29 protein-coding genes and 1 pseudogene are annotated in these 26,713 nt (G+C 67.6%); 17 read left to right on the top strand and 13 right to left on the bottom strand.

All coding sequences use genetic code 11. From position 1 onward, the window contains the following. Positions 1-4: 4 nt before the first annotated feature. Together ACIRG5_RS36675 and ACIRG5_RS36670 are read right to left on the bottom strand one after the other, a co-directional pair. A complete protein-coding gene (locus ACIRG5_RS36675; RefSeq protein WP_402913667.1) occupies positions 5-463 on the bottom strand; it encodes a TetR/AcrR family transcriptional regulator in 459 nt (152 codons plus the stop codon). Continuing rightward, positions 460-1,509, bottom strand: a complete 1,050-nt coding sequence (locus ACIRG5_RS36670) for a medium chain dehydrogenase/reductase family protein (protein WP_402913664.1) — start codon at positions 1,507-1,509, stop codon at positions 460-462. Before ACIRG5_RS36670 ends, ACIRG5_RS36675 begins: the two co-directional genes overlap by 4 nt. 105 nt (positions 1,510-1,614) lie before the next feature. On the opposite strand from ACIRG5_RS36670, the gene ACIRG5_RS36665 reads away from it, so the two are divergent. Beyond that, the gene (locus tag ACIRG5_RS36665) at positions 1,615-2,241 is read left to right on the top strand and encodes a TetR/AcrR family transcriptional regulator (protein ID WP_402913662.1); all 627 of its coding nucleotides are present in this window, start codon (positions 1,615-1,617) and stop codon (positions 2,239-2,241) included. Between the two features lies 1 nt (position 2,242). Here ACIRG5_RS36665 and ACIRG5_RS36660 read toward each other — a convergent pair whose 3' ends face one another. The 4 genes from ACIRG5_RS36660 to ACIRG5_RS36645 form a co-directional block, all read right to left on the bottom strand. Beyond that, positions 2,243-3,187 (bottom strand): ribose-phosphate diphosphokinase, encoded by a 945-nt coding sequence (locus tag ACIRG5_RS36660; RefSeq protein ID WP_402913660.1) that lies wholly within the window; start codon positions 3,185-3,187, stop codon positions 2,243-2,245. A gap of 10 nt (positions 3,188-3,197) precedes the next feature. Then, a complete protein-coding gene (locus ACIRG5_RS36655) occupies positions 3,198-3,680 on the bottom strand; it encodes a hypothetical protein (protein WP_402913657.1) in 483 nt (160 codons plus the stop codon). Then, entirely contained in the window at positions 3,677-5,185 is a 1,509-nt protein-coding gene (locus ACIRG5_RS36650) for a PHP domain-containing protein (RefSeq protein WP_402913654.1), read from the bottom strand. Before ACIRG5_RS36650 ends, ACIRG5_RS36655 begins: the two co-directional genes overlap by 4 nt. Positions 5,186-5,278: 93 nt before the next feature. Next, complete coding sequence (locus ACIRG5_RS36645) at positions 5,279-6,085, bottom strand: metal-dependent hydrolase (protein WP_402913652.1); 807 nt, start codon at positions 6,083-6,085, stop codon at positions 5,279-5,281. A gap of 272 nt (positions 6,086-6,357) precedes the next feature. Between ACIRG5_RS36645 and ACIRG5_RS36640 the strand changes: the two genes are divergently transcribed. From ACIRG5_RS36640 to ACIRG5_RS36615, 6 genes and pseudogenes are all read left to right on the top strand, one after another. Then, positions 6,358-7,581 carry an NADP-dependent isocitrate dehydrogenase gene (locus tag ACIRG5_RS36640; protein WP_402913649.1) on the top strand — a complete coding sequence of 408 codons (1,224 nt, stop codon included), beginning with the start codon at positions 6,358-6,360 and terminating at the stop codon, positions 7,579-7,581. A 201-nt stretch (positions 7,582-7,782) separates the two neighbouring features. Then, on the top strand, positions 7,783-8,070 hold the full coding sequence (locus ACIRG5_RS36635) for an SH3 domain-containing protein (protein WP_402913647.1): 288 nt from the start codon (positions 7,783-7,785) through the stop codon (positions 8,068-8,070). A 46-nt stretch (positions 8,071-8,116) separates the two neighbouring features. After that, positions 8,117-8,335: a hypothetical protein gene (locus ACIRG5_RS36630; RefSeq protein ID WP_319975036.1), complete on the top strand. Its 219-nt coding sequence runs from the start codon at positions 8,117-8,119 to the stop codon at positions 8,333-8,335. Between the two features lie 11 nt (positions 8,336-8,346). Next, positions 8,347-9,150, top strand: coding sequence for an exodeoxyribonuclease III (locus ACIRG5_RS36625; RefSeq protein WP_402913644.1), 804 nt, complete (start codon positions 8,347-8,349; stop codon positions 9,148-9,150). A 9-nt stretch (positions 9,151-9,159) separates the two neighbouring features. Then, complete coding sequence (locus ACIRG5_RS36620; protein WP_402913641.1) at positions 9,160-9,750, top strand: hypothetical protein; 591 nt, start codon at positions 9,160-9,162, stop codon at positions 9,748-9,750. A 40-nt stretch (positions 9,751-9,790) separates the two neighbouring features. After that, positions 9,791-9,931: pseudogene (locus ACIRG5_RS36615) on the top strand (exodeoxyribonuclease III); the annotation flags it as partial. Here the strand turns inward: ACIRG5_RS36615 and ACIRG5_RS36610 are convergent. Beyond that, the gene (locus ACIRG5_RS36610) at positions 9,919-10,371 is read right to left on the bottom strand and encodes a hypothetical protein (protein WP_402913639.1); all 453 of its coding nucleotides are present in this window, start codon (positions 10,369-10,371) and stop codon (positions 9,919-9,921) included. The pseudogene ACIRG5_RS36615 and the gene ACIRG5_RS36610 overlap by 13 nt on opposite strands. A gap of 182 nt (positions 10,372-10,553) precedes the next feature. On the opposite strand from ACIRG5_RS36610, the gene ACIRG5_RS36605 reads away from it, so the two are divergent. From ACIRG5_RS36605 to yhjD, 5 genes are all read left to right on the top strand, one after another. Beyond that, entirely contained in the window at positions 10,554-12,212 is a 1,659-nt protein-coding gene (locus ACIRG5_RS36605; protein WP_402913636.1) for a TIGR03767 family metallophosphoesterase, read from the top strand. 61 nt (positions 12,213-12,273) lie between these two features. Next, the gene (locus ACIRG5_RS36600; RefSeq protein ID WP_402913633.1) at positions 12,274-14,796 is read left to right on the top strand and encodes a bifunctional FO biosynthesis protein CofGH; all 2,523 of its coding nucleotides are present in this window, start codon (positions 12,274-12,276) and stop codon (positions 14,794-14,796) included. 123 nt (positions 14,797-14,919) lie between these two features. After that, positions 14,920-15,111 carry a hypothetical protein gene (locus tag ACIRG5_RS36595; protein WP_402913631.1) on the top strand — a complete coding sequence of 64 codons (192 nt, stop codon included), beginning with the start codon at positions 14,920-14,922 and terminating at the stop codon, positions 15,109-15,111. Positions 15,112-15,138: 27 nt separating this feature from the next. Then, positions 15,139-16,164 (top strand): tryptophan--tRNA ligase, encoded by a 1,026-nt coding sequence (trpS, locus tag ACIRG5_RS36590; RefSeq protein WP_093591528.1) that lies wholly within the window; start codon positions 15,139-15,141, stop codon positions 16,162-16,164. A gap of 24 nt (positions 16,165-16,188) precedes the next feature. Beyond that, positions 16,189-17,175 carry an inner membrane protein YhjD gene (yhjD, locus tag ACIRG5_RS36585; protein ID WP_402913627.1) on the top strand — a complete coding sequence of 329 codons (987 nt, stop codon included), beginning with the start codon at positions 16,189-16,191 and terminating at the stop codon, positions 17,173-17,175. A gap of 57 nt (positions 17,176-17,232) precedes the next feature. Here the strand turns inward: yhjD and ACIRG5_RS36580 are convergent, their stop codons facing one another. Continuing rightward, positions 17,233-18,498 (bottom strand): D-alanyl-D-alanine carboxypeptidase family protein, encoded by a 1,266-nt coding sequence (locus ACIRG5_RS36580; protein WP_402913624.1) that lies wholly within the window; start codon positions 18,496-18,498, stop codon positions 17,233-17,235. 61 nt (positions 18,499-18,559) lie between these two features. On the opposite strand from ACIRG5_RS36580, the gene ACIRG5_RS36575 reads away from it, so the two are divergent. After that, on the top strand, positions 18,560-18,787 hold the full coding sequence (locus ACIRG5_RS36575) for an SCO4848 family membrane protein (protein WP_319975045.1): 228 nt from the start codon (positions 18,560-18,562) through the stop codon (positions 18,785-18,787). Between the two features lie 10 nt (positions 18,788-18,797). Further along, on the top strand, positions 18,798-19,148 hold the full coding sequence (locus ACIRG5_RS36570; protein WP_402913621.1) for a hypothetical protein: 351 nt from the start codon (positions 18,798-18,800) through the stop codon (positions 19,146-19,148). Positions 19,149-19,245: 97 nt separating this feature from the next. Here ACIRG5_RS36570 and ACIRG5_RS36565 read toward each other — a convergent pair whose 3' ends face one another. After that, positions 19,246-19,809: a hypothetical protein gene (locus ACIRG5_RS36565; RefSeq protein ID WP_402913991.1), complete on the bottom strand. Its 564-nt coding sequence runs from the start codon at positions 19,807-19,809 to the stop codon at positions 19,246-19,248. On the opposite strand from ACIRG5_RS36565, the gene ACIRG5_RS36560 reads away from it, so the two are divergent. Beyond that, positions 19,772-19,855: a hypothetical protein gene (locus ACIRG5_RS36560; protein ID WP_402913978.1), complete on the top strand. Its 84-nt coding sequence runs from the start codon at positions 19,772-19,774 to the stop codon at positions 19,853-19,855. The genes ACIRG5_RS36565 and ACIRG5_RS36560 overlap by 38 nt on opposite strands. 39 nt (positions 19,856-19,894) lie before the next feature. Beyond that, positions 19,895-20,815 (top strand): hypothetical protein, encoded by a 921-nt coding sequence (locus ACIRG5_RS36555; protein ID WP_402913619.1) that lies wholly within the window; start codon positions 19,895-19,897, stop codon positions 20,813-20,815. A 590-nt stretch (positions 20,816-21,405) separates the two neighbouring features. Here ACIRG5_RS36555 and ACIRG5_RS36550 read toward each other — a convergent pair. Genes ACIRG5_RS36550 through sdhC form a run of 4 tightly spaced genes read right to left on the bottom strand, consistent with a single transcriptional unit; the run spans position 21,406 to position 24,797 of the window. Beyond that, a complete protein-coding gene (locus tag ACIRG5_RS36550; protein WP_402913616.1) occupies positions 21,406-22,188 on the bottom strand; it encodes a succinate dehydrogenase iron-sulfur subunit in 783 nt (260 codons plus the stop codon). Beyond that, on the bottom strand, positions 22,188-23,942 hold the full coding sequence (gene sdhA, locus ACIRG5_RS36545; RefSeq protein WP_319975050.1) for a succinate dehydrogenase flavoprotein subunit: 1,755 nt from the start codon (positions 23,940-23,942) through the stop codon (positions 22,188-22,190). Before sdhA ends, ACIRG5_RS36550 begins: the two co-directional genes overlap by 1 nt. A 22-nt stretch (positions 23,943-23,964) precedes the next feature. Then, positions 23,965-24,372 carry a succinate dehydrogenase hydrophobic membrane anchor subunit gene (locus ACIRG5_RS36540; RefSeq protein WP_086660969.1) on the bottom strand — a complete coding sequence of 136 codons (408 nt, stop codon included), beginning with the start codon at positions 24,370-24,372 and terminating at the stop codon, positions 23,965-23,967. A gap of 2 nt (positions 24,373-24,374) precedes the next feature. Beyond that, positions 24,375-24,797, bottom strand: a complete 423-nt coding sequence (sdhC, locus tag ACIRG5_RS36535; RefSeq protein ID WP_093591546.1) for a succinate dehydrogenase, cytochrome b556 subunit — start codon at positions 24,795-24,797, stop codon at positions 24,375-24,377. A 735-nt stretch (positions 24,798-25,532) separates the two neighbouring features. Here sdhC and ACIRG5_RS36530 point away from each other — a divergent pair. Beyond that, positions 25,533-26,666, top strand: coding sequence for a BMP family protein (locus tag ACIRG5_RS36530; RefSeq protein WP_402913976.1), 1,134 nt, complete (start codon positions 25,533-25,535; stop codon positions 26,664-26,666). Positions 26,667-26,713: the final 47 nt, after the last annotated feature.

Raw genomic sequence — 26,713 nt, 5'->3', positions numbered from 1 at the left:
CGGATCAGACGAGTGACCTGATCAGGCGCGGTGCGATGACGAGGAACTGAGGCGAGCGGCGGATCGAGGCGCGCTGGTCGGCGAGGCCGTGCAGGCCCAGCCAGAACGTCATGGCGCGGTCGGAGTCGGCGAGGACTCGGGTGAACAGCCGCAGCGCCGGCTCGGAGAGGTCGGCCGCACCGAACATCACGCGGTAGCGGCGGGGGTGCAGGACGGCGAAGTCCAGGTAGGCGAGGCCTGCCGCGTAGGCGTCGGGTGCGGCGAGAACGACGGCTTCCAGCTCGCGGAAGGCCTCGTGACACACGGCCAGCAAGATCGTCGGCACATCGGGGAACTGCTGGTAGATCGCGGAGGTGGGGACGTCCGCCTGACGGGACACCGCCCGCAGCGTCACGGCGTCGTCCCGGTCGACCAGGGCGGTCGCCGCCGCCACGATCGACTGGCGGCGGCCCTGCCCGCTCACGGCTCCGGGACGATGACGACCTTGCCCAGCACCGTGCGCGACTCGGCCAGCGCCAGCGCGGCGGCCGCCTCCGACAACGGGATGCGCGCGGCGACCTGCGGCGTCAGCACCCCCGCCTCGACCAGGCTGAGCACCTGCGTGAGGTCCTCGCGGAGGCGGGCGCGGAACGCGGCGAGGCGGAAGCGCTTGCCCGCCCAGAAGTTGTAGAAGCCCGCGCGCTTGCCGTTGGGGAGCACGTTCCACACCATCAGCTGTCCGAAGAGCTTGAGCACCGCCGCCGTCCCGCTGCCCGGCTCGTCCTTCGTCGCGGCCGAGCCGTAGTTGACCAGAGCGCCACCGCGGCGCAGCAGCCGCCAGGAGTCGTGCAGCGCGGGACCGCCGACGTGGTCGAACACCGCGTCGACACCGTCCGGCGCGATCTCGCGGATCCGGTCGTACATGTTCGGGTCGCGGTAGTCGACGGGGATCGCGCCGAGCTCGCGGACCGCGTCGTGGTGGCGGGCGGAAGCCGTGCCGATCACCCTGATGCCGGCGTGGCGGGCGAGCTGCACCAACGTCGAGCCGACGCCGCCGTTCGCGCCCAGCACGACGATCGTGTCACCCCGCTTGACCTTCGCGGTGCGGTACATCATCTGCCAGGCCGTGACGCCGTTGACCACGACGGTCTCGGCGTCGGCCGCGTCCACGCCGTCGGGCACCGGCACCAGGTCGGCGGCCTCGACGATCAGGTGACTTGCCCACCCGCCGACCTTGGTGACCACGGCGAACCTGTGCCCCCGCAGGTCGCGGTCGACGTCGGGACCTGCGGCGACGACCGTGCCGACCACGTCGTAACCGGGCACGAACGGGAACGCGGGCTGGTCGTAGTACTTGCCCAGGCGCATCTGCTGCTCGGCGAACGAGACGCCGGTCGCGTCCATCCGCAGGACGACCTGGCCCTGACCCGGCGCGGGCAGGTCGCGGACCCGGACGTGCAGGCCGTCAGGCTCGACCACGCCGGGCAGAACGATCTCGGTGGCGCGGGTGGTGGCGGTCGTGGCGTTCATCGTGGCTCCTCGGTCTCGGCTGTGCTTACGGACATAAACTAACGCCCGTAAGTCTAGAAGCGCAAGGCCTAACACCCATAAACTTTCAGGTGTATGGTTACGGCCGTGACGAACACGGAACCGCGCAGGCGCAACCGCAGGGGCGAGGGCGGGAAGCTGCGCGAAGAGATCATCGCCGCGGCCCTCGCGCTGCTGGACGAAGGCGGCGACGAGCGCGCGGTCACGTTGCGCTCGGTCGCCCGCAAGGCGGGGATCGCGGCACCGTCGATCTACCCGCACTTCGCGGACCAGCCGTCGATCATGCTGGCCGTGGTGCAGCAGGAGATGGACGCGCTCGCCGCCACCCTGCGCGAGGCCGACGACCAGGCGGACCGGGACGGGCGCTCGCGGCTCTTCGCGGTGTGCAACGCCTACCTGGACTTCGCGCAGGTGCACCCGCAGCGCTACCGGATCATGTTCGGCGGCCTGTGGACGCCGTCGGTCGAGGACACCTCGATCACCGACGCCGACCTCGACTCACTCGGCGTGAAGGCGTTCACGCTGCTCGTCGAAGTGCTCGGCGCGTGCGTCGAGGAGGGGATCGCGCACGGCAGCGACGATCTCTACGGCGACGCGGTGGCGTTGTGGCTGGGACTGCACGGCCTCGCGCACCAACGGGCCGTGGTGCGCAAGATGCCCGGACCGGCCGACGTCGGGGACCGGCTGATCAGGGCACTCGCGCACCTCAAGTAGGTCAGGGAGCCTCGAACAGCGTCGACACCGACTCGCCGACGTTGATCCGCCGCATCGCCTCGGCCATCGCCGGCGCGATCGACAACACCTTCAACTTCGGCACGGACTTCTCCGCCGGGATCGGCACGGTGTTCGTGGCGACGATCTCCAGCACGTCCTCGAACGCCTGCAGCCGGTCCAACGCACCCGCGGAGAACAGCCCGTGCGTGCAGGCCACCCGGATCGGCCCGGCGCCGCGCTCCCGCAGCTTGTCGATCAGCTCGACCACGGTCGAGCCCTTGGCGATCTCGTCGTCGAGCACGATCACGTCGCGTCCGGCGACCTCGCCGATCACGGTCTGGATCTGCACCTTGTCGTCGGCGAAGCGCTGCTTGGCGCCTGCGGCGACCGGCAGGCCCAGGATCCGGGCGAAGTGCGCGGCCTCCTTGGCGTTGCCGAGGTCCGGCGACACCACGACGGTGTTCGACAGGTCGTACTGGGAGAAGTGCGCGGCCAGTTCGCGCAGCGCGTGCAGGTGGTCGACGGGCACCGAGAAGAACCCGTGCACCTGCGGTGAGTGCAACGTCATTGCCAGCACCCTGGACGCGCCCGCGGCGACCATCAGATCGGCGACCAGACGGCCGCCGATCGAGATCCGGGGCGCGTCCTTCTTGTCCGAACGTGCGTAGGCGTAGTGCGGCAGAACGACGGTCGTGCGCGCGGCGGAGGCGCCACGGGCAGCGTCCAGCATCAGCAGGAGTTCGACGAGGTGTTCCTGCACCGGAGGCACCAGCGGCTGGATCAGGAACACGTCCCGCTCCCGGCAGTTCGCCTGCAACTGCACTTCCAGGCAGTCGTTGGCGAACCGCGTCAGGCGGCTGGGGGAGAGCTCGACACCGAGTTGGCCACAGATCTCCGCGGCGAGTGAGGGATGGGCAGAACCACTGAAGACAGCGATGTCACGCACACCCCGAAACCTAGTCGATGACCAGCACCAACTTGCCGTCCTGGAAGAACGGCGTCAGGTTCCCGCGCGTGTCGACGGTGTGGGTACCGCGCGGTAAAACGACCTCTATGGCCGTGAACGCGAGGATGTCCGACACACCATGACGGCCGCGCAACGACCGTTGGCCTTGGTAGCGCAGAGCGCGCCCCTCGCGGCGGTACTGGTGGGCCTCAGCAGCAGCGGAGGCGCCTACTCGAAGCGCCTCCGGGCCTACCTGACGTGCTGATGACGAACCACGTACAGAGACGCCGAAACCCTGCGCGACCAGTGAGTTCACCACTGCGTCGGACGGGGGCACCGGCAGGAGGAAGGACATCGCGTAGTGGCTGTCGACCTCGTGCACCACAACCGTTCGGGCCGTGGTCAGCACTGTGTCGTGCAGCTCCAATGCGATCTTCTCCGCTTCCCAGCGGTTTTCATAGCCGGCGTCGATGCCGACGAAGGTGCTGGTCACCTGACCTCCACGAAGATCGGGTTGGTGTAGCACCACAGGTCCTCCCACGGGTTCGCGGCTCCCGGTGTGTCCGCCTGCGGTTCGAACGCGCCGCGGTTGCCGTCGGTTCCGCGCAATCGGAGGTAAAAAGGCTCTCTGACGTTGCGGAACGTGTGCGTGAAGACCGCATAGTGCCAGCGCGGCTCGTAGGATCGCTCGACCTTCACATGTGGCGTGGCCAACGTTTCAGATGATGATCGTCCGGTTACCGCGCCCTTGATGAGGTCCAAACGGTTCAATCGTGGCACGAAACCGGCGCTGTTGGGGCGAGTTGCCAGACGTGCCTTGACCAGCACGCTCACGTCAGAGCCGCGGCGCACCCGCAGGCGGCCGCCCATCGTCTCGGTTCCGCCGGATGCGCAAACGTGGAATTGAAGATCATCGACCAGCCCGCCGTGCGACACCCACGCTCGACCGGCTCTCAAGCCCTCCATCACGGCGCCGCGCGTCCGCCGGGTGGCGCCGACGACGGTCCGGGAGAACTCGCCGGGAAAGAAGTCGACGTAGGGCGGCAGCACCTGGGGCACCCCGCCCTCGATCGCGTCGAGGTGCTTGCCGGTCAGGTCGAACTGGTCGCCGGGTTCCGGCACCCGGACGATCGTGTCGCGCGAGTTGAAGTGCGAGTCGGAGTTCGACGTGATCCACCAGCCGAGGCCCTCGGCGAGCAGCGAGTCCCAGACACCGCCGACCTTCGCCGTCATCCAGTCGAAGCCGCCGTAGGTCTTGTAGGCCTCGGGCGGGTAGGGCGCGTAGGAGTTCGAGCCGGGGCTGTTCGAGTAGCCGCCGCGATGGCCACCGGGACCGCGCAACGGGTCGCCGTCGCCCTGCGCTCCGGGCGCGCCCTCCATGCCGACAACGATGTCGGGGGCCAGGTCACGCATCGCGCGGAGTTCGTGAGGCGCCACGCGGCCGTTGCGCATCGGGTGGTTCACGAACACCAGCGCGGACTTCATCGTGCCGTTGCGGATCTTGGTCTGGAGCCACCGGACCGCGTCGAGCGCCTTCTTCTCGTTCGCCGGGGTCGAGGCTTCCTGACCGTTCAGCCGCCAGTCGAACTGCCGCTCGAAGTCGCGCAGCACCCCGGCCTCGTCCCGGCAGTCCTCGAAGAACAGCGTCGCGTGCTCGGCACCGGGGACGTTCCACTCCATCCCGTGCCACAGCAGCAGTTGCGGGAACTTCCGCCTGGCGCGCTGAAGATCCGCCGCCGTCGCCTCGACGGAGTGCGCCTCGTGCGACGCGTGGCCGTGGTCGGTGATCACGAGCCAGTCCGTGCCGTGCCGCAACGCACTGCGGATCTGCTGCTCGACGCTGTACATGCCGTCGTACGAGTACTGCGTGTGCGTGTGGTGATCGCCGGAAAGCCACTGGTAGCGCGACGTCGCCGAAGCGCTCCCGGTGCCCAGCGCACCTGCCACACCGAGCACGCCGGCTCCCTGCAGGAAGCGTCTGCGGGCTACTTCGGACATGGCTGAACCTCCACGCGACGGGCCGGGGTGCGTGGAGGCTAGAGCGAATGGGTGAGCCGCAGGTGGACGCTGGATGAACTCCAAGCGGGAGTGTCACAGCGGAAGCAGGTCCACCCAGTCCAGGAACGGCAGCGCGCCCGTCCCCTGCAACGCCGCGAGCCCCAGCCAGATCGACAGGATCGTCACGATCGGCCCGACGATCGCCATCTCGACGACGCCACCGGTCTTCATCCGCATGATCTTCGGCGGCGCGACCGGGAACCACGTCTTGCCCATGATCGGGATCGGCCACAGGATCGGGCAGCCCTGTTCGGTGATCGCGTCGCCGATGTAGTGCGCGAAGCACCCGATGCCGACCGCGATCCCGCACGCCGCAGCCGACGCGTCCGTCTGCGAGGTCCAGGCGATCATCGCCCACGTGATCCCCGCCGACACCACGGTGATCAGCAACGCGTCCTGCTTGGGGCACCAGTCGTTCATGATGCCGCGCACCGCCAGTCCGGCGAACACGAACATCAGCACGGGCAGCGCCCACTTCTGGCTGTTCTGGATGACCGCGGCGGTGAAGACGGCGGCGAACAACGCGAAGACGAGCGTGTGCGTGAGACCGCGATGTCCGCCGTCGCGCTTGGAATCTCTCTTCAGCCGCGTCGTCCGGTACACGAAGCTGCTCAACGCGTTGATGCCCGCGGACAACCCGCTGCTCAACGCTCCGAACGTGCGCGAGATGGTCGATCCGGGGTGGTCCAGGTCGGGCAGAAGTGCCGCGCCAGTGGCGAGAACCGCGCCCACGGCCCAGCTCTGCGGCGAAAGCTGGCCGATCGGGTGCGTCGACGCGATCGCGGTGACGGCGCTCCAGGCGAGCAGCCCGCTCATCGCATGTGTTGGCCCAGTTGACACTTACGCCCCTTCTAGTGATCACCCGACCGTGCTGACAGTAGTCGTGGCTTGAACGCTGCCGGGGCCAAACTCGTTCAACGGCGAAGAAGATCGACTCCTGCCTGGTGGGGCCCTCTCTCGTGGTGACCAGTGCGCGAGAGGACTACGGTTCACACCAATGGCGCAGTGCTGGGCGCCAGTTGAATCGATGTAACCAGGGTCGCAGGCACAGGACGGCGGTTTACCAGTACGCTTGTCCTGCTTGCATCGTCGCGAGAGGAGCGCCCAGGATTATGGGCAAGATCAAGGTTCAGGGCACCGTCGTCGAACTCGACGGCGACGAGATGACCCGGATCATCTGGCAGTTCATCAAGGACAAGCTGATCCACCCGTACCTGGACGTCACTCTGGAGTACTACGACCTGGGCATCGAGCACCGGGACGCCACCGACGACCAGGTCACGATCGACGCCGCGAACGCCATCAAGAAGCACGGCGTCGGCGTCAAGTGCGCCACGATCACGCCGGACGAGGCGCGCGTCGAGGAGTTCGGCCTCAAGAAGATGTGGGTCTCGCCCAACGGCACGATCCGCAACATCCTCGGCGGTGTCGTCTTCCGCGAGCCGATCATCATCTCGAACGTCCCGCGGCTGGTCCCCGGCTGGACGAAGCCGATCATCATCGGCCGTCACGCCCACGGTGACCAGTACAAGGCCACCAACTTCAAGGTGCCCGGCGCCGGCAAGCTCACGATCAAGTTCCAGCCGGAGGACGGCTCGGACCCGATCGAGCACGTCGTCACCGAGTTCCCGGCGGAGGGCGGTGTGGCGATGGGCATGTACAACTACAACAAGTCCATCGAGGACTTCGCCCGCGCCTCGTTCTCCTACGGCCTGCAGCGGGGCTACCCCGTCTACATGTCGACGAAGAACACGATCCTGAAGGCCTACGACGGCGCCTTCAAGGACATCTTCGAGCGCGTGTTCAACGAGGAGTTCAAGGCGGAGTTCGACGCCAAGGGCCTCACCTACGAGCACCGCCTCATCGACGACATGGTCGCAGCGGCCATGAAGTGGGAGGGCGGCTACGTCTGGGCGTGCAAGAACTACGACGGTGACGTCCAGTCCGACACGGTCGCGCAGGGCTTCGGCTCGCTCGGCCTCATGACGTCGGTCCTGATGACGCCGGACGGCAAGACGGTCGAGGCCGAGGCCGCGCACGGCACCGTGACGCGTCACTTCCGCCAGCACCAGGCCGGCAAGCCGACCTCCACGAACCCCATCGCGTCGATCTACGCGTGGACCCGTGGCCTCATGCACCGCGGCAAGCTGGACAACACCCCCGAGGTGATCCGCTTCGCCGAGGCGCTCGAGGAGGTCGTGATCGAGACCGTCGAGGCCGGTCAGATGACCAAGGACCTGGCCCTGCTGATCAGCAAGGACCAGGCGTGGCTGACGACCGAGGACTTCCTCGGCGCGCTCGACGAGAACCTCAAGAAGAAGATGGCGTCGTTCTGACGGTCGCCTGATTCGAGCACGTGAGAAGGCCACCCCGGTCACACCGGGGTGGCCTTTCGCTTTGTGCGTCACCCGGTCGGTTCCTCTTGCGGGTGGTTGCCGCGCCGCGCCGTCCACACAGGTCCTCCAGCCGCTATATCTGCTGTTCCAGGGCTTGTGTTGGGCGGAGGCGTCGCGATGCTGGGTGTTCCGGTTCGGGGAATGATCGTCATTGGTGTGCTGGGGGTCGCCGGCGTCATGTACGCGGTGAACGGCGGCAAACCGATGGGCAGTGACAAGGGGTCGGAGATCTGCAAGATCACGGTGACCGCGGACATCCTCAACGTCCGGTCGGGGCCCGGTGACATGCAGCCGATCGTCTCGACCATGCCGCGCGACGCGGTGACCGACGCGCAGGGCCGTGTCGAGAACGGCTACCGGATGCTGAGCGACCGGCGCTGGGTGAGCCAGTCGTTCGTCGCGCTGACCAGCGACTCGACCTGCAGGTGACTCCGGCCGGGCGGTCGTTTCCCGCTGCTCTGGCAAACTTGCGGGCATGTTGCGGAACATGTTTCGGTGGGGCAGGGCCAAGGGCGTCACGCAGTGCTCCTGCGACCCCGAGTGGCAGGGCCTGTACACCGAGATCGACGGCCAGCGCCAGCTCGCCCTGCCCCGCGACGAGATGGCCACCCTCGTCGGCTACCTCGACCTGACCGCGCACTGCGCCGGCTGCGGTGCCGAGTACCCGAAGCCCTGGGGCCTGGCCTCCCAGTAGGCTCCTCCGTCGTGCTCACGGTCTCCACGGTCAACGTCAACGGTCTGCGCGCCGCCGCGAAGAAGGGCTACCTCTCGTGGCTCGCTTCGAGTTCCGCGGATGTGGTGTGCCTGCAGGAAGTCCGCGCCGAACCCGCCGAGTTGGCTGCCGACGTCCACTCACCTGAGGGCTGGTTCGGCGTGTACGCGCCGTCCTCCTTGAAGGGCCGCGCAGGCGTGGCCATCCTCTCGCGCGTAGAGCCCACCTCAGTCCGTGTCGGCTTCGGCACCGCCGAGTTCGAGGCGAGCGGCCGCTACGTGGAGATCGAACTGCCCGGAGTCGTCGTCGCGTCGCTCTACCTGCCGTCCGGCGACGTCGGCACCGAGAAGCAGGACGAGAAGGACCGCTTCATGGCGGCCTTCCTGCCGTACCTGGTGTCGCTGCGGGAGAAGGCGGCCGTATCGGGCCGTGAGGTGCTCGTGTGCGGTGACTGGAACATCGCGCACCAGCAGGCAGATCTGAAGAACTGGAAGACGAACCAGAAGGAGTCCGGCTTCCTGCCGTACGAGCGGGAGTGGCTGACGTCCGTGTTCGCGTCTGGGTACAACGACGTGATGCGCGCGCTGCACCCTGATGTCGTTGGGCCGTACTCGTGGTGGTCGTACCGCGGCAAGGCCTTCGACAACGACTCCGGGTGGAGGATCGACTACGTGGTGGCGACCGACGGGATCGCCAGTTCGGCGACAAGTGCGGTCGTTGAGCGGGCGGCCACGTACCAGGAACGCTGGTCTGATCATGCTCCCGTGACGTGCACGTTCGACTGGCCCAAGTCCTAGCCTGCTGACATGGCTCCTGTGTGGTCGGCCCTCATCGGTGCTTCAGCCGCTCTGATCAGCGTGTGGGTGACTCAGTGGCTCACCAACCGGCGCGAGTTCCGTCGTGATCAGCTCAAGTGGGCGCAGGAGCGTCAGCAGCGACAGTTCGATCTACAGAAGGCGGCGTTCATCGAGGCGCTGACGGTGTTGAACGAGTGGCACCGCACCTTGCGCGGTGTCGTGATGTGGGTGACGTTCCCTGAGGAACCAAGGCCAAGCGTGATTGCGTACTCGGAACACATGGCGCACGCAAACAGTGCCCTGACAACCGTTGAGTTGGTGTGCTCAGATGCTGCTGACGATGTGACCAAAAAGGCCTTGGTCACTCTGACTCACTTCCACTATCGGGCGTGGGAGGCAGCCCGCGAAACCGAGATGACCCGAGCGATAGAGCCCGGTTGGTGTCCCGATCCTCCTGTCGACGTCACTCAAGTTCAAACCGCAATGGCTCAACTTCGCGATGTCTACCGCACCGAACTAGCTGGGCTCGCGGCTGAACCTGTTGCGCTGCCTATGAAATCTCGTGAGCGGCTCCGCCTGCCTTGGCGGAAGTCCGCTTAGGCCTGCTGGTCAACGATCCGCCTGGGTTGTGCAAACCCTAGACATCGGGTGGAGGATCGACTACCAGGTCGCCACCGACGGGCTGGCGGCTCGGGCTCGGACCGCGGTGGTGGAGCGGGCGGCGACGTACGCCGAGCGCTGGTCGGACCACGCCCCGGTCACCGTCGTCTACTCGGACTGACCGCGTCGCTTCCACATCGTCCACAGGGCCGCCCACACGTGCTGGAGCCCCAGCCCGGCCCCGAGCAGGCCTGCCAGCCCCGCGATGATCGGCAACGCGGACGGGTAACCGTTCTGCCCCTCGTTCGAGAACACCTCGTTCGGGGTGCCGATGTCGAACGCACGGATGGTGTCGCCCTGCTTCAGCCCGCGTGGCATGCCGTTGCGGACGTGCACGCCGGACCGCGTGATCTTGCCGTCGTCGCTGGTGAACGTTCCAGCGCGGGAGTAGCAGCGGAACGAGCACTCAGGCACGTCGCCGACCACGTACACGCCCGGTGCGCCGAGGTCGAAGGCGATCTTGAAGGCCTTCGGGACCGTGGGCGCGCTTAGGGCCAGCAGAATCACGCCGACCACCAGGGCAACGGCCGCGATCGCGTTGTTGCGCTCGGACTCAGTCATCGCACTCCCCCTGTGCTGGGCAACCACGCTTCAACGCCGGGCGCCGGTCATCTGTTGCGCTGCTCCGACTGACCCAGCCCGAACAGCCTTTATCGCTCTTGTCGCCCACCTGACGGCTCGATTCCACCCACCCGTTCCCCGAATATGAACACGATTCACCAACGATGAATCGGGGGCGGCTCATGACAGGCTTCAACCGGCGTTCGTTCCTCCTGGCGATGGGCGTGGGTGCCGCAGGCGTCCCGCTTCTGGACCGCCAAGCGTTTGCGTCCACGGCGGGCACCACGCTCGACGTCACGGCCGCGCCGATCGGCACCAGCGGCTACCGCAGGCTCCAAGCGGGTCCGGGCTGGCCGACGGTCGTGCGCAGCGACCTCGTCGCCGCGAAACCCAACCGGGAAGCCAGGCGCCAGGCGCTGGCCAGCTTCGTGCAGTTCAGCGACATGCACATCTGCGACGCCCAGAGCCCGCTCCGGTTCGAGTACCTGCACCCGATCATGGGCTCCAGCGCGCACCGGCCGCAGGAAGCGCTCACCACGCAGGGCTCCACGTCGCTCGTGAAGCGCGTCAACGCCGTCAAGCACGGTCCGTTGACCGGCAGGCCGTTCGACTTCCTCATGACGACCGGCGACAACACCGACAACCACGAGAACGTCGAACTCGACTGGTTCCTCACGATCCTCAACGGCGGCCGCATCACCCCGAACACCGGTGACACCCGCTACGAAGGCGTGCAGAACGCGGGCATCAGCACGTTCTGGCAGCCGGACCTCAGCGGCGGCGACGACTACAAGGCAGCAGGTTTCCCGCAGCTCAACGGGTTGCTTGACGCGGCGGTCCGCGAGTTCACCAGCCCCGGCCTGACCATCCCCTGGTACTCCACGATCGGCAACCACGACGACAGCGTGGTCGGCGCGCTGCCGGACGGGCTGCTCGACAGCTGGTACACCGGCCGCAAGAAGATCGTCGGGTTCGGCGACCCCGTGCAGAACGCCAAGGTCGCGCAGGCGTTCAACGACCCCAAGGCGATTCCGGAAGCCATGGCCATCCTCGCGAGTGGCGGCGTCGTCCGGACCGTGACGCCGGACAGTCGGCGCAGGCTGTTCAGCACTGGTGAGTTCGTGCGCAAGCATCTGCCGTCGGGCGGGCACGGCTACACGGACGCCAATGCGGACGGTGTGGACGTCTTCTACACGTTCCGGATGGCGCCCGGTGTCACGGGCATCAGCATGGACACCACGAACCTCGCAGGGTTCTCCACGGGCTCTATCGGGCTGCATCAGCTGAACTGGATCGAGAAGACCCTCAGGCGCAACAGCTCGCTCTACTACGACTGGCTGGGCTTGCCGCAACGGCAGAACGTCACCGACGAGCTGTTCGTGCTCTTCAGTCACCACACGAGCACGACGATGGGCAACGTTCTGCCGGACAAGCGCCGGCCGCTCGACCCGCGGATGAACGGCGACGCGCTCGTGAACCTCCTGCACCGCTTTCCGAACGTGCTGGCGTGGGTCAACGGCCACACGCACCGCAACGTGATCACCCCGCATCGGCACGCCACGCCGGGCAGGAGCTTCTGGGAGATCAACACCGCGGCGCACGTCGACTACCCGCAGCACGCCCGCGTGATCGAGGTCGCGGACAACGGTGACGGCACGTTGTCGCTGTTCACGACGTTGCTCGAAGCGGACGCGCCCTACCAGGTCGACTACGACGACCGCAGCGACAGCGGGCTCGCCAGCCTGTGCCGGGAGTTCACCTACAACGACATCCACTCGCGGACGAACCCGCTGGGCACGCCGCTCGACCGCAACACGGAACTGCTCGTCGCCGTCCGCTGAGTGGGATGTCCCACAGCCAGTCACACCTGATCAGGAATTTCGGCGGCCTAAGGTCGTTGACGTGGCAGTGGACATCTCGCTAACCCCACCGCAGTCCCGTCCGAGCGCTGCGGCCATGCGGCGTGCTCTGCGCCGGGCCGCCGACGGTGCGGTGCTCGACGCGACAGAAGCCTCCGTGTTGCTCCACGCGCGTGAGGACGACCTGGACGCGTTGCTGACAGCGGCGGGCAAGGTGCGGGACGCGCACCTGCTCGCCGAGGGGCGGGCCGGGATCGTCACGTACAGCCGGTCGGTGTTCATCCCGCTGACCAGGCTGTGCCGCGACCGGTGCCACTACTGCACGTTCGCGACCGTGCCGCACAAGGTGCCCGCGGCGTTCCTCGAACGCGACGAGGTGCTGGCGATCGCGCGGGCCGGGGCCGCCCAGGGCTGCAAGGAAGCCCTCTTCACGCTCGGCGACCGGCCGGAGGACCGCTGGCCCGCCGCGAAGGAGTGGCTGGAGGCGCGCGGGTTCGAGTCCACTTTGGACTACGTGCGGGCCAGTGCCATCGCGGTGCTGGAGGAGACCGGGCTGCTGCCCCACCTCAACCCCGGCGTGCTGAGCTGGGAGGAACTGACGCGGCTGCGGCCCGTCGCGTCCAGCATGGGCATGATGCTGGAGACCACGGCCGAGCGCCTGTGGAGCGAGAAGGGCGGCCCGCACTACGGCAGCCCCGACAAGGATCCCGCCGTTCGGCTGCGCGTCCTCACCGACGCCGGCCGCGTGAACGTCCCGTTCACCACCGGAATCCTGATCGGCATCGGCGAGACCATCGCCGAGCGCGCCGAGTCGCTACTCGCGATGCGCCAGATCGCCAAGCAGTACGGGCACATCCAGGAAGTCATCATCCAGAACTTCCGCGCCAAGCCGGACACGGCGATGCGCGGCATGCCCGACGCCGACCTCACCGAGCTCGCGGCCACGATCGCCGTCGCACGCCTGGTGATGCCGTCGACCGTGAGCGTGCAGGCGCCGCCGAACCTGGTCGGTGGCGAGTTCGGCCTGATGCTCCGCGCGGGCGTCGACGACTGGGGCGGCGTCTCGCCGATCACACCGGACCACGTGAACCCCGAGAAGCCGTGGCCCCAGGTCGACCAGCTCGCGGAGATCACCGAGCATGCCGGTTTCTCCTTGCGGGAACGGCTGAACGTCTACCCGCGCTTCGTCCGCGCGACGGTCGGGCAGTGGATCGACACCCGGCTCACCGCGCACGTTTCCGCGCTGGCACTGGAGAACGGCCTCGCGAACCCGGACGCCGAGGTCGTCGGGCGTGAGTGGCAGGAACCCGACGGCGGGATCGACACCTACGGACGCGCGGACCTCAACACCGCGATCGACACCGAAGGCCGCACGAACGACCGCCGCGGCGACTTCGACGAGGTCTACGGTGACTGGGACGAGCTGAAGATTCCCGTTGCCCCGCAACGGCTTCCCGACGACGTCCAACGTGGACTGAAGATCGCCGAGAACGATCCGGCCGCGTTGCTCGACGACACCGAGGCCGCCATGGCGCTGCTGACGGCCGACGGCGAAGCGCTCGAAGTGATGACCCGCCTCGCCGACGACCTGAGGCGACATGTGGTCGGCGACGACGTCACGTACGTCGTCAACCGGAACATCAACTTCTCCAACGTCTGCTACGTCGGATGCCGCTTCTGCGCCTTCGCCCAGCGCGAGCGCGACGCCGACGCGTTCCGGCTGTCCGCGGAGGAGGTCGCCGACCGCGCGCAGGAGGCGTGGGACGACGGCGCCACCGAGGTGTGCATGCAGGGCGGCATCGACCCCAAGCTGCCGGTGACCTACTACGCCGACGTCGTGCGCGCGATCAAGAAGCGTCTGCCCGGGATGCACGTCCACGCGTTCAGCCCCATGGAGATCGTGTCCGCCGCGGCGAAGGCCGGCGTGAGCGTGCGCGAGTGGCTGACCGAGCTCAAGGAAGCCGGTCTCGACACGATCCCCGGCACGGCGGCCGAGATCCTCGACGACGACGTGCGGTGGGTGCTCACCAAGGGCAAGTTGCCGACCGCGACCTGGCTCGACGTTGTCGGAACGGCCCATGAGCTGGGCATTCGTTCGTCCAGCACGATGATGTACGGCCACGTGGACCACCCCGGCCACTGGCTCACGCACTTCCGCGTGCTCGCGAAGCTCCAGGACCGCACCGGCGGCCTCACCGAGTTCGTCGCGCTGCCGTTCGTGCACCGCAACGCCCCGATCTACCTGGCGGGAGTCGCCCGCCCCGGTCCCACTCGCCGCGACAACCGCGCCGTGCACGCGTTCGCACGGTTGGCGCTGCACGGGCGCGTCGACAACATCCAGTGCTCGTGGGTGAAGCTCGGCGACGAGGGCACCGCGGAGATCCTCAACGGCGGCGCGAACGACATCGGCGGCACGTTGATGGAGGAGACCATCAGCCGCATGGCCGGATCCGAACACGGCTCGGCGCGTACTGTGCGTGAGCTTGAATCCCTGGCTTCGCTCGCAGGGCGTAACGCGCGTCAGCGGACTACGACATATGGGCGAGTGCTATCTGATCACGAGTGACCGATAGTCTGATTCGGCGCATCGACGCTACCGGCGTTCGGTAGCTTGGCGGCCAATCAGTCAGCAAGGTTCACCCGTTCCGGGGTGGATCTGTGCCTTGGGGAGGCTCGGCAAGTGCACGGCATGAGTCTGGTTCTGAGCGCTGCGGTCGAAAGCAGCATGACCGGCACCGCTGCCGGTCCCGTGGGTCTGATCGCGGTGACGGCGGGCGTCGGTGGCCTGGTGTACGGCCTGGTGAAGCGGCGCAAGCCTGCCCCGGTCGTCGCCGCGAACCAGCGGATCGACCTGGTCCAGCAGGACTCCGCGCAGAGCTGATCGCGCTGGTCTGAGAAGATTTCGTTCGTGTCCACGGAGAACGCGCCTGTAGAGGCTGTCAAGCGCCCCCGCGTCCTGTCCGGCATCCAGCCGACGGCCGGGTCGTTCCACCTCGGCAACTACCTGGGTGCGGTGCGGCAGTGGGTGGCGTTGCAGGAAGCGCACGACGCGTTCTACTGCGTCGTCGACCTGCACGCGATCACCGTGGAGCAGAACCCGAAGGAACTGCGCCAGAACACGCGCGTCTCGGCCGCGCAGCTGCTCGCGCTGGGCATCGACCCGGATCGGGCGACCCTGTTCGTGCAGTCGCACGTCCCCGAGCACGCCCAGCTCGGCTGGGTCATGCAGTGCATGACCGGCTTCGGCGAGGCGTCGCGGATGACGCAGTTCAAGGACAAGTCCGCACGCCAGGAGCAGTCCGTCGGCGTGGGCCTGTTCACGTACCCGATCCTGCAGGCCGCGGACATCCTGCTGTACCAGGCGCACTACGTGCCGGTCGGCGAGGACCAGCGCCAGCATCTGGAACTGACCCGCGACCTCGCGACGCGCTTCAACTCGCGTTACGGCAAGACGTTCCGCCTGCCTGAGGCCTACATCGTCAAGGACACGGCCAAGATCTTCGACCTGCAGGACCCGACGGCGAAGATGAGCAAGTCGGTGCCCGGCGGTGTCGTCGAGCTGCTGGAAGACCCGAAGCGCTCGGCCAAGAAGATCCGGTCCGCCGTGACCGACACGGGCCGCGAGGTCCTCTTCGACGTCGAGAACAAGCCGGGCGTCTCGAACCTGCTGACGATCTACTCGGCCCTGACCGGCCGGACGGTCGAGTCCCTGGTCACCGACTACGACGGCAAGGGCTACGGCGATCTGAAGAAGGACCTGGGCGAGGTCTTCACCGAGTGGGTCACGCCGGTGCAGGAACGCGTGAAGATGTACCTCGACGACGTGGCGTCGCTGGACAAGATTCTGGCCGCCGGTGCCGAACGCGCCCGTGAGGTCGCCTCCGGCACGTTGCGCCGCACGTACGAGAAGATCGGCTTTGTTCTGCCTGAGTAGTGCAAGTGCACTAGCGTCTTGCGCGTGGACAAGTGGCGGCGGAAGTACGCGTGGCTCGACCACATCATGCTGGCCTATGAGCGCTTCACCGAGAGATATGGCACGCACTACGCCGCCGCGGTGACGTACTTCAGCGTGCTGTCGCTGGTGCCCATTCTGATGATCGGCTTCGCCATCGCCGGTTTCGTGCTGCAGTCGCAGCCGGACCTGCTCGCTGAGCTGCGCGGAGCCATCACCGAAGCGGTGCCGGACCCGAACCTGAGCAAGCAGATCAACGACGCCGTCACCACCGCCCTGGACTCCAAGGGCACGGTCGGCATCATCGGTCTGCTCGGCGCCGCCTACTCCGGTCTCGGCTGGATGGGCAACCTCCGCGACGCCCTGACCGCGCAGTGGGGCCACGCGAAGGAGAACCTGCCGTTCCTCGGCACGTTGTGGCGCGACCTGCTGGCGTTGCTCGGTCTGGGGCTCGCGATCGTGCTGTCGTTCGGCATCACGGCGGTGGGAACCGGGTTCGCGGAGCTGATCCTGAGGTGGATGGGCCTGGAGAACGCCGGCTGGGCGCACGTCCTGCTGCGGATCGGCACGATCATCCTGTCGCTGCTCGCGAACTGGCTCGTGTTCCTGTGGGTGCTCTCGCGGCTGCCGCGCAAGCCCGTCGGGTGGCGCAGCGCGATCCGCGGGGCCTTCGCCGGAGCGGTTGGGTTCGAGATCCTGAAGCAGACGGCGACGATCTTCCTGTCGTTCACGACCAAGTCGCCGACCTCGGCCGCGTTCGGGTCCGTCATCGGTGTGCTGGTGTTCGCGAACCTGGTGGCGCAGTTCGTCCTGTTCATCACGGCCTGGACGGCCACCGCGAAGGAGAACCGCGAGCCCGAGGTCGTGAAGGCGCCGCCGCCCGCTGTGATTCAGCCCGTGGTCTCCGTGCGGTCCGGGCCTTCGCCGTCGTTGATGCTCGGCGCTGGCGCGGTGGCAGGCGCGCTGCTCGGCCTCCGGTGGCGCCGCAAATAGCGTGCAGAACGAGAACGGCCCCAGCGCGAGTGCGCTGGGGCCGTCTTCTTTGCTGTCTCAGACGCCCTGTGCCGCCTGCGCGGCCTGGCGGCGTGCCCTGGCCGCCTTGGCGCGCTTGCTGCGGATGAAGAGCACCAGACCGGCCAGCAGGCCGAGGACCGCGACGGCCGTGATGGGCAGGCCGACGGTGCCGAACGCGGTCGGCGTCGGGCGGCCGGTGCGCGGGTCGGTGACCGCCACGTCCTGGGCGTCCGCGCTGTCCTGGGTCGGGACGACGTTCGCCTTCGGCTGCGGGGCTCCGTCGACGAGCTTGCCGACGCCGCCGGGGCCCATCGCGAAGCCGTAGTCGAGCAGCTTCGAGGCCTGGGCGTCGATGCGCGTGGGCGTCTGCTGGCCGCGCAGCAGGACGACGACGAGACGGCGGCCGTTGCGTTCGGCTGCGCCCACGTACGTGTGCTGGGAGTCGTCGGTGAAGCCGGTCTTGCCGCCGAGCGCGCCCTCGTAGTTCGTGAGCAGGCGGTTGTCGTTCTGCAGCATGATCGTGCCGCCGTTGCGGCCGGGGAACTGCGACTGCTGCAGCTTGATGGCCGAGGAGAACTCCTCGTACTTCATCGCGCCGCGGAAGATCAGGCCGACGTCGTACGCCGAGGTGCTGGTGCCGGGGGCGTCGAGGCCTGACGGCGTCACGGCGCGGGTGTCGAGGGCGCCGAGCTCCTTGGCCATGGCGTTCATCTTGCGCAGGGCGTTCGGCACGCCGCCGAGCTGACGGGCCAGCGTGTGCGCCACGTCGTTGCCCGAGGTGAGCAGCAGGCCGTGCAGCAGCTGGCGGACCGTGTACTGGCCGCCGTCCTTCAGACCCACGCAGGTGCATTCCTGCTGCGTGTCCTCAGCGCTGGCGGTGACGACGAGGTCGCCCCGCAGTTCCTTGGCGACGACCATCGCGAGCAGCACCTTGATGACGCTGGCGGGACGCTGACGGCCGTGCGGGTCGTACGCGGCGATGACGGCGCCGCTGTCCATGTCCGCGATCAGCCACGACGCCGCGGTGATGCCGCTGGGCGGCTGGCCGGAGTTCGGCGGCAGGATCAGGCCGCACTCGCCAAGCCGGTCGCCGCCGATGGGCTTTTCCGGCACCTCGAGCGCGGCCGGGGCCTTCTGACCGGGCGCCGGCTGCTCCGACGTGTCCACCGGTGGAGGTGGGGTCTCGCGGTTCTCACACTGAGCCGAGCCGGCGGCCTGCTGTGCGGTGCTCGTCGGTGCGGCGAACGCGGCTGTGGCCGTTGCTAGGACCAGGGCGACGATGAGCCGTTTTGGGAAGGGCACACGTTCAGGCTATCCACCCCCGTTTAGCCGCTTGCACGCACCACGTCTGATACTGGTCGGCGTGAAGCTCTCGCGCCCGATGTCACTCTTCCTGGTGGCTTTCGGACTGTGGTCGTGGGTGATCTGGCCCACTTTCCTGAAGAACATCTGGAACGACCCCCGTTCGTTCAGCGACGGACCTACCGCGTTCTTCACGGTCCACCTGGTGCTCGTGATCGCCTCGCTCGTGTTCGGCACCGTCATCGGTGTGCTGGGCGTGCGGGGATTCCTGGCCACTCGACGTCGATAAGGAAAACGCTGTGGAGTTCGTACGTCTGCTGCTGGTGTTCCTGCACCTGCTCGGCATGGGCATGCTCGTCGCGATGATCATGTTGCAGGCCAGGGCCGGCAAGGACGCGCCGGTCAACAAGGGCTGGCTGCACGGCGCGGCGTTGCAGCTGCTGACCGGTGTCGCGCTGGTGGCCATCGACCCGCTGGTCGACACGGTGAAGTACGACCACGTCAAGATCGGCGTGAAGCTGCTGGTCGTCGTGGCCATCGCCGCCGTCGTCGCCGTCAACGTCAGCAAGCCGAAGGCCCCGTCCTGGCTGCTGCCGACCGCGGCGTCGCTGGTCGTGCTGAACGTGGGCATCGCGGTCTTCTGGACCTGATCGGGGGATGTCACCGGCTCTGGCGGGTGACGTGTGCGTACTTTTCGCCCGACCCGCTGTACCCGCGCGCAACCATCCGAGGCATGTCACGTATCGCCTATATCGGTGTGCTCACCGCCGGGGCAGTGTTGACGCTCGTCTCACTGCACGGTGCCGCCCCGGAAGCTTCGGCCTCCGGGGATGGCCAGGTGTGCGCCGCTGCGTGGTGCCCGAAAGTACGCCCAGGCTGGCGCGCGCCGTCGCCGAGAGGTGAAGAGCCTCCGACGTCGACCACGACCACCGCGACGACAACGACCACCATCCCTTGCACGACGACCACGACCACCGAGAAGCCGCCGGGTTCGACGCCGCCGACCACGACGACCACCGACTCGACGACCACGACGACGGATTCCACGACCACGACGACGACCACGGGTTCGACGACTTCGTCGACCACGACGCCGCCGGGTTCGACGACCTCCACCACGTGGACGCCGCCGGACTCGACCACGTCGACGACGACCACACCGCAGACCACCACGCCCCACACGACGAAGCCGCTGGTCGCGACTCCGCCGGTGGCGAAGCCCCCGGTCCACCAGGACAACCGCCTGGCCAACACCGGCGCCTCGACCACGTGGCTGCTCCTGCTCGGTGTTCTGCTCCTCGTGGGCGGCACGGCTCTGATGCTGATCGACCGCGCCAGGCGACCTTCCCGGCGCTGACCCCCGAAAACTGTCGGTGTCCCTCGTCACACTGGTGACGTGCGAATCGAACACCTGCGCGAGCGCAGCGATCTCGGCGTGATCAGTGCCGGCGCCCTGAAGTCACTGGGCGTCACCAACCCGTGGCGACGATGCACCGCGGGCGGGCCGTGGCAGCGCATGTACCCAGGCGTCGTGCTGCTGCACAACGGCCCGCCCACCCCGGACCAACAGTTGACCGCGGCCCTCCTGCGCGCAGGCCCAGGAGTCGTGGTCACCGGAGCAGAAGCCTGCCGCCGCCACGGCCTCCCGGCCCGCGCCCCGGAAATCCACGTCCTGACCCCAGGCACGGCCCGCGGCAGCGGCACCCTGATCCTCGAACGAGCCTCACCCATGCCCGCGTCCTCAGACGTGGGCGGCTACCCGGTGGTGTCCGCGGCCCGAGCCGTGGTCGACGCCTGCCGCTTCCTGCGCTCCGAGGACGAGGCCACCGCCCTGATCGCGGCAGCCGTCCAACGAGGCCGCTGCACCCCGCAGGACCTCCAGGCGGAGGCCCGCACCAACCGCTTCGGCACGAAACTGGTCCGCACCGTCCTCCGCGAACTGGGCCGAGCCGAATCCGTCGCAGAACGGGACGCCCGCCGCCTCTCCCGGAAGATCCGCCTGACCACACCCCACTGGAACGCCCCGATCGCCGGCGCCGACGGAGTGCTCATCGGCAGACCCGACGCCTGGTACGACGACGTGGGCCTGGCCTGGGAGATCGACTCGAAGGCATTCCACTTAGGACCGCGCGACTACGAACGCACCCTCGCCCGCAACAGTCGTTACGCGGCAGCAGGAATCCTCGTAGTGCAGACACTCCCAACCCGCCTGCGAAACGAACCGGACGCGGTGGCACGCGAACTGAAGGCCTCACACAAGGCGGCAGCGGCAAGACCCCGCCCACCGGTGCACGTAGTGGAGGTGCAGGGCGCCTGAACGTCCAAACGCGACCAACGCACGCAAGGCGACGGCTCGCACGGCAGGCGACCACCCCGCCGGAACGCGACTGGCAACGCAGGCTGACCCGCACGCCCGCACCCGCAACGCAAGCCGACCCGCGCGGTGCCACCAGGCGCGGCCCCTCGCAAAGCAACCACGGACGAAGCCTGGCGTGGCGATGCGAAGCGAGCCGTCTTAACCTCTGCCGCCTGGGTAGCGGTAAGGCCCCGCTCAAGGCGATTGGGGCTTGACCTTGAGTGGGCGGGATGCTCCCCTCTCGGGCACGGCCGGGCGCTTTTCAGCCCGGCCTTTTCCGGCCGTCAAGCATCCCGCCAGAGGCTCAAGGTCGAGCTCCAATCGCAACCCCGCTCAGTTCCGTCACGACCCGCAGGACCACCCTCGCAAGGCGACCACCCGCACGGAACGCGACCAACCCCGCTGGAACGCAACGAACGCCCGCAACGGAACCCGCACGCCCCCACCCGCCACCACAAGCCAACCCGCGCCCGCCCACGACACCACCCACCAAACGGCGAAGCGCCGCGCCCCCAACGGGAACGCGGCGCCTCAAACCAGCCCCAAAACCATCAAACGCGCTTGAACAACAAAGCCCGCTTAACTTCCTGAATGGCCTTGGTCACCTGAATCCCACGCGGACAAGCGTCGGTGCAGTTGAACGTGGTCCGGCACCGCCACACGCCGTCGATGTCGTTGAGGATGTCCAACCGCTCCTCGGCACCCTCATCACGAGAGTCGAAGATGAACCGGTGCGCGTTGACGATCGCCGCCGGCCCGAAGTAGGAGCCCTCAGACCAGTAGACCGGGCAAGACGTGGTGCAGCAGGCGCACAGGATGCACTTAGTCGTGTCGTCGAACCGCTCACGGTCGGCGGCGGACTGGATGCGTTCGCGCGTCGGCTCGTTGCCGTAGGTCACGAGGTACGGCTTGACGGCGCGGAACGCCTCGAAGAACGGCTCCATGTTGACGAGCAGGTCCTTGTTCACCGGCAGGCCCTTGATGGGCTCGATGGTGATCGTGGTGTGCTTGTCGCCCTTTTCGAGCAGGTCCTTCAACAGCACCTTGCACGCCAGGCGGTTCACGCCGTTGATGCGCATCGCGTCCGAGCCGCAGATGCCGTGCGCGCACGAGCGGCGGAACGTCAAAGTCCCGTCCACGTACCACTTGATGTGGTGCAGCAGGTTCAGCACGCGGTCCGACGGCAGGGCCGGGATGTCGAACGAGTCCCAGCGCGGCTCGTCGTCGATCTCCGGGTTGAACCGGCGGATCTTGACGGTGACCGTGACAGCGCCGTCCGGAACCGGCGGCTGCGAGCCGCGCGAGCCAGCAGTAGTTTCAGCGGTGGCGGTCATCAGTACTTGCGCTCCATCGGCTTGTACCGGGTAAAGGTCACGGGCTTGTAGTCCATGCGGATGTCCGCGGTCAGACCGTCGCCCTGCTTGTAGAACATGCTGTGGCGCATGAAGTTCGTGTCGTCGCGGTTCGGGTAGTCCTCGCGGGCGTGACCGCCGCGGGACTCCTTGCGCTCGAGTGCGCCGTGCACGAGGACCTCGGCCAGCTCCAGCAGGAAGCCGAGCTCGACGGCCTCCAACAGGTCGGTGTTGAAGCGCTTGCCCTTGTCCTGCACCTGGATGTGCGCGTAGCGCTCCTTCAGGGCCTGGACGTCGTGCAGTGCCTTCTTCAACGTGTCCTCGGTGCGGTACACGGACGCGTTGGCGTCCATGGTGGCCTGCAGCTCGGTGCGGATGTCCGCCACGCGCTCCTGGCCGTGCTCCGACAGCGCCAGGGCGACCTGGGCCTCGACCGACGCGGCCGGGTTCTCCGGCAGGTCGACGTGGGACTCACGCGACAGCGCGTACTCCGCGGCGGCGATGCCCGCGCGGCGGCCGAAGACGTTGATGTCCAGCAGCGAGTTCGTGCCGAGGCGGTTCGCGCCGTGCACGGACACGCAGGCGCACTCACCCGCGGCGTACAGGCCCGGAACGACGTTGTCGTTGTCCCGCAGCACTTCGCCGTGGATGTTCGTCGGGATGCCACCCATCGCGTAGTGCGCGGTCGGGTACACCGGGACGGGCTCGACGACCGGGTCGACCGCGAGGTACGTGCGGGCGAACTCGGTGATGTCCGGCAGCTTCGTCTCCAGGACCTCGGCACCGAGGTGCGTGCAGTCCAGCAGCACGTAGTCCTTGTTCGGGCCGGCGCCACGGCCCTCCAGCACCTCGAGGGCCATCGAGCGGGCCACGATGTCGCGCGGCGCCAGGTCCTTGATGGTCGGGGCGTAGCGCTCCATGAACCGCTCACCCGAGGCGTTGCGCAGGATCGCGCCCTCACCGCGGGCACCCTCGGTCAGCAGGATGCCGAGACCGGCGAGGCCGGTCGGGTGGAACTGGTAGAACTCCATGTCCTCCAGGGGCAGGCCCTTGCGGAAGACGATGCCCATGCCGTCGCCGGTCAGCGTGTGGGCGTTCGACGTGGTCTTGAAGACCTTGCCGAAACCACCGGTCGCGAACACGACGGACTTGGCCTGGAAGACGTGGATCTCGCCGGTCGCGAGCTCGTAGGCGACGGCGCCGGTGCAGACCGGGCCGTTCTCCGTCTCGGTCAGGCAGATGTCGAGCACGTAGAACTCGTTGAAGAACTCGATGCCGTGCTTGACGCAGTTCTGGTAGAGCGTCTGCAGGATCATGTGGCCGGTGCGGTCCGCGGCGTAGCAGGCGCGGCGCACGGCGGCTTCACCGTGGTTGCGCGTGTGGCCGCCGAACCGGCGCTGGTCGATCTTGCCCTCGGGCGTCCGGTTGAACGGCAGGCCCATCTTCTCGAGGTCGAGAACGGCGTCGATCGCCTCCTTCGCCATGATCTCGGCGGCGTCCTGGTCGACCAGGTAGTCGCCGCCCTTGATCGTGTCGAAGGTGTGCCACTCCCAGTTGTCCTCCTCGACGTTGGCGAGGGCGGCGCACATGCCGCCCTGGGCCGCGCCGGTGTGCGAACGCGTGGGGTAGAGCTTGGTGAGCACCGCGGTGCGGGCGCGCTGGCCGGACTCGATCGCCGCGCGCATTCCGGCACCACCAGCGCCGATGATGATCACGTCGTACTTGTGGAACTGCATTGTGGTGGGCTCCCCGCGCGGGTCAGTTCGAGATGTTCGGGTCGAAGGTGAAGATCACGAACGTGCCGAGCGAGATGATCAGCACCATCGAGACGTAGAGCAGCATCTTCAACCAGAACCGGGTGGAGTCCTTGCGGGCGTAGTCGTTGATGACCGTCCGCACGCCGTTGCCGCCGTGGATCTGCGCGAGCCAGAGCATCGCGAGGTCCCAGAACTGCCAGAACGGGGACGCCCAGCGGCCGGCGACGAAGCCGAAGTTGATCTTGTGCACGCCGCCGTCGAGGATGTTCATGATGAACAGGTGGCCCAGGACCAGGACCACGAGCAGCAGGCCGGAGAGGCGCATGAACAGCCAGCTGTAGAGCTCGCCGTTGCTGCGGCGGGCCGCAGGACGGCGCGGCTGGCGGGGCTTGTCGAGTGCGAGTGACATGGTCAGTGACCCCCAACCAGGTCGGAGATCGTGCGCTCCATCATGAAGTAGAAGCCGGGGATCATCACGACGACCCAGACGGCCAGCACGGTCCAGAGCATGACCCGCTGGTACTTGGCGCCCTTCTCCCAGAAGTCGACCAGCATGACCCGGATGCCGTTCAGCGCGTGGTAGAGCACCGCGCCGACGAGGCCGACCTCGAAGAGGTTGACGATCGGGTTCTTGTAGGTCTCGATCACCGCGTCGTACGCGTTCGGGGACACCCGCACGAGTGCGGTGTCGAGCACGTGGGTGAAGAGGAAGAAGAACGTGAGGACACCGGTGATCCGGTGGGCGACCCAGGACCACATGCCCAGATCACCGCGGTAGAGCGTCCCACCCCCTCGGGTGGTGCCCGACCGCTCGGGTGCGCCTGCGCTGGTCATGCGCCGCGACCTCCAACGTCAGTGGTGGTGGGTCGGCAACAGTTCTTCCCGACCATGACCGGAAAATCCTAGTCCCGCACGTCGGAACCGACCCAGCAGGCGCACCCGCTCTGTGATCGATGAGACACGCTGTCGATCCACCAAGCGGTCTTGATCGATTCCGAAATGCGTCCCACGCCACAATCGGATCGCACGCGGGGAGCTTTCGTGCGGCACGACCGCACGCGGGGGCCCCGCGTGCGGTCCGGAAAAGAGGACGGCGGCCAGGACCTCCGCCTTGGTCCGGGCCGCCGTCGTCGGCAAGGGCACTTGCCACCCCGTACACGTCGGAAGGCCCGCGACCGGTTCAACGCGAAATGACATTCCGGAGTCAGCGGCACGGCAGCGCGCCGGCCCATCCTGGGCGCCATGGGGAGGGGCAAATCATCGGGCTGGCCTGCGGGCGGCCCGGTTTCCGGCATGTCGGGGGCGTTGGAGCGGTGGGTCTGGCGCGCGGAACTGGTCCGTTCGGACGAAGATCGGACCGAGGAAGCGGTCGAAGAGGAGTTTTCGCCACGCGCCGAACACGAGTGATCACCACTCGTACGGCCAAAGCGTCGAATGCGTAACCGATAGGGGTCTTTGTAGGTGCTGACGGCAACGGGGTTGGTTACTAAGAGGTACGGTGCCGCGTCTAGGACCCAACAACGTCGTTGGGGAGGAACCTCAGGGAGGAGACGAGCCGTGCGTCGTCGTATGCGGGGTGTCGCGGTCGCCGCGATCGCGTTGACCAGCGTGATGACTATGGCCGCCTGCGCGAAGGACTCGGGTGGCGGCAACACCAGCTCGGGCACGGGCACTGGAGCCGCTTGCGAGTTCGCCGAGGCCCCGACCGCGCCTGCCACCTCGAACACCAGCGCCGCCAACGGTGACAAGGTGGACGCGAGCACGCTGAAGGTCGGTCTGGCCTACGACATCGGTGGCCGTGGCGATGCGTCGTTCAACGACTCCGCCGCCGCCGGTCTCGACAAGGCGCTCACCGACTTCGGTGTGAAGAAGGAGAACACGCGCGAGCTGTCCGCCGCCCCGAGCGAGGACGAGTCGGCCAAGCAGACCCGTCTGCGCCAGCTGGCCTCCGAGGGCTTCAGCCCGATCATCGGTGTCGGCTTCGCCTACGCCGAGTCGATGAAGCTCGTCGCCGCGGAGTTCCCGAACGTCAAGTTCGGCCTGGTCGACTCGGCCGTCGACGGCGCCGCGAACGTGACGCCGCTGGTGTTCGCCGAGCAGGAGGGCTCCTTCCTGGCGGGCGTCATCGCCGCGTACCAGAGCAAGAAGTGCCACGTGGGCTTCGTCGGCGGCGTCGAGATCCCGCTGATCCAGAAGTTCGAGGCCGGCTACATCCAGGGTGCCAAGGCCGCCGCGCCGAAGATCCAGGTCGAGAAGAAGTACATCACGCCGGCCGGCGACTTCACCGGTTTCCAGGACGCCCCGAAGGGTCAGGAAGCCGCGAAGGGTCAGATCGACAAGGGCGCCGACGTCATCTACCAGGCCGCGGGCGCGTCCGGTAAGGGCATCTTCTCGGCTGCCAAGCAGGGTGGCGTGCTGGCCATCGGCGTCGACTCCGACCAGTACAACCAGGCGACCGTCGCCGACACGAAGGATGTCATCGTCTCCTCGATGCTCAAGCGCGTCGACGTCGCGGTCTACGACTTCATCAAGGCCGTCGCGAAGAACGACCTCGGCTCGCTGCCGAAGGTCTTCGACCTGAAGGTGGACGGTGTCGGTTACGCCACGTCGGGTGGCAAGATCGACGCGAAGCTGCAGGGCATCCTCGAGGGTTACAAGGCCCAGATCATCGAGGGCAAGATCAAGGTCGCGGACAAGCCGTAGTCCGTCTGCCGTTCAAGTCGTTTGCACGTTGCCGGGCCCTGTGAGGA

It is taken from the genome of Lentzea sp. NPDC102401 (assembly GCF_044765805.1).
Classification (GTDB): domain Bacteria; phylum Actinomycetota; class Actinomycetes; order Mycobacteriales; family Pseudonocardiaceae; genus Lentzea; species Lentzea sokolovensis.
This window is presented reverse-complemented; position numbering and strand designations above follow the sequence as displayed.